General features: G+C 39.5%; 1 protein-coding gene. It reads right to left on the bottom strand.

Annotation, left to right across the window (positions count from 1 at the left end):
• Positions 1-222: 222 nt before the first annotated feature.
• Positions 223-2,303: polyphosphate kinase 1 (gene ppk1 / locus LJE12_RS19365; protein ID WP_227292374.1), on the bottom strand; the 2,081-nt coding region annotated here is incomplete at its 5' end.

The raw sequence follows: 2,303 nt of genomic DNA on the forward strand, positions 1-2,303 counted from the left end.
AGATATCTAATCCTTTTAGGAATAAATATCTTCTGCTTTTAAGTTAATGACATTGTGTATTTACTGGGTTTCGGGCGTTTTCGTTTTATCTCGGATGATCAAAAGTAATCATAGAAGTAATCAAAAAGATACTATATGAATCTATTATACTGATCCACATAGTATCTTTTTCAGGCAATCTACAATATTGTCAACAAATATTTCTTCTTAATCTTCTACTTTTCAATCTTCTCTTTTTTTCTGGGTCTTCTCCGCATTGCTGTATGCCATGGCATAAAAGATTTCCTGTGAATTGAGTTTGACATCATTCAGGCTTCTGTCTGCATAATTTCCGGTTTCTGTCAGTCTCTTTCCTTTTTCATCATCATTCATCATTGTCTCGAACATCCAGTCCAGACGTTCTTTTAATTTCTCATTAAGAACCGGAGCAGCCACCTCCACACGACGGACTGTATTTCTTGTCATAAAGTCAGCAGATGCAATATATATTTTTTCTCTTTCTTTTGTACCAAAACGGTAGATTCTGGAATGCTCCAGATAACGACCTACAATACTTACAACCTTGATATTCTCTGTATATCCCTTAATCTCCGGAATCAGACAGCAGATACCTCTGACGACCATCTCTATCTTTACTCCTGCCTGAGATGCTTCCACCAGTTTATTGATGATCACCTTATCTGTCAGGGAATTGATCTTGATTCCAATATATCCTTCATTTCCCTGTTTCACCTGGTCGATTTCTTCCTGTATCATATCCAGAACTCTGTTCTGCAGACATTTCGGTGCAACCAGAAGAAGATTGGATTTCTCAACAACTTCCCCTTTCAGAAGAGCTGCAAACACTTCTGCTGCTTCTTTTCCGATTTCCTGGTTTGCTGTGATCAGCGACAGGTCTGTATAAAGTGCAGATGTTTTTTCATTATAATTACCTGTACCGATCTGTGTGATATAGGACACACCCTTATCTGTTTTTCTGGAGATCAGGCACAACTTGGAATGTACTTTATATCCATTCAGTCCATAGATCACTCTGCATCCAGCTTCTTCCAGTTTTCTGGAATATTCAATATTGCTTTCCTCATCAAATCTGGCTCTCAGTTCTACAAGTACAACAACTTCTTTTCCATTTTCTGCTGCATCCACCAGAGCATCTACAATCTGGCTCTTGTCCGCAAGACGATATAATGTCATCTTGATGGATACAACAGAATCATCCTTTGCAGCCTCATTCAGAAGATTAATGAAAGATCTGATATTTTCAAACGGATAGGATAACAGTACATCTTTCTTCATGATCTGTGGAATCAGAGCACTCTTGTCATCCAGCTCCGGTGTCATTCTGGGAGCTCTTCTCTGATAGAAAAGTTTGTCCTGGGCAGTATTTCTCAGATATCCCTGAAGTCCGAATACAAAGGACATATCAAGCGGAACTCTGGTCAGAAATACATGTTCTTTGTCCACATGAAGCTCCTTACAGAGTGAACTTATCATCATTTTATTTAATTCTCTGGATAACTCCATTCTTACAGGATTCATTCGTCTTCTCTGCTTGATCAGATTCTCCATTGCATCCCTGTAATCCAGATCCTCATCATAAATGGTTTCTGTATCAATATCTGCATTTCTGGTAATACGGAGCAGCGCTTTCTCCCTGATCTCATAATTCTTAAACATTTTGGGAAGAAAATGAAGGATCAGCTCCTCTGAAAGCATGAAGGTTCCTTTTCTTGTTGGAATATCGATCAAACGTCTGAATACAGTATTACTGCATGGGATAATAGCTGTTTTTGTTTTTCCACCCTTGCTCATCAGTAATGCCACTGCATAAATATTTTTATTTTTCAGGAATGGAAATGGCTGCTGTTTGCTCACAATATTTGCAGACAGATACGGTGCGATCTCCTGATCAAAATATGTTTCCAGAAGCTTGCCTTCCTCTGCAGATAATCTGTTAAAATTGATCAGACGCACTCCGTAAGGCTCCAGTTCTCCCATCAGCTGTTCATAGATAGCTGCCTTTTTCTGATCCAGATTTCTGGTGGCCTGAAGGATTGCAGTTACCTGTTCTTCACTGGTCATATTGGTTTTGTTCTCACGTATTACTTCAGATGCTTCCATCTGATCCATCAGAGTTCCGACTCTGACTCTGTAAAATTCATCCAGATTTGACTGATAAATAGCGGCAAATGTCAGTCTCTCCGCAAGCGGAACTCCTGGATTTCCCGCCTCATTTAAAACTCTCTCAGTGACATGCTCCCGCCACTTAAATCTTACAGATTTTGAAGTGGGGGCTTCCTGCT

It is taken from the genome of Blautia sp. DFI.6.71 (assembly GCF_020593585.1).
GTDB classification, from domain to species: Bacteria; Bacillota; Clostridia; order Lachnospirales; family Lachnospiraceae; genus Blautia_A; species Blautia_A wexlerae.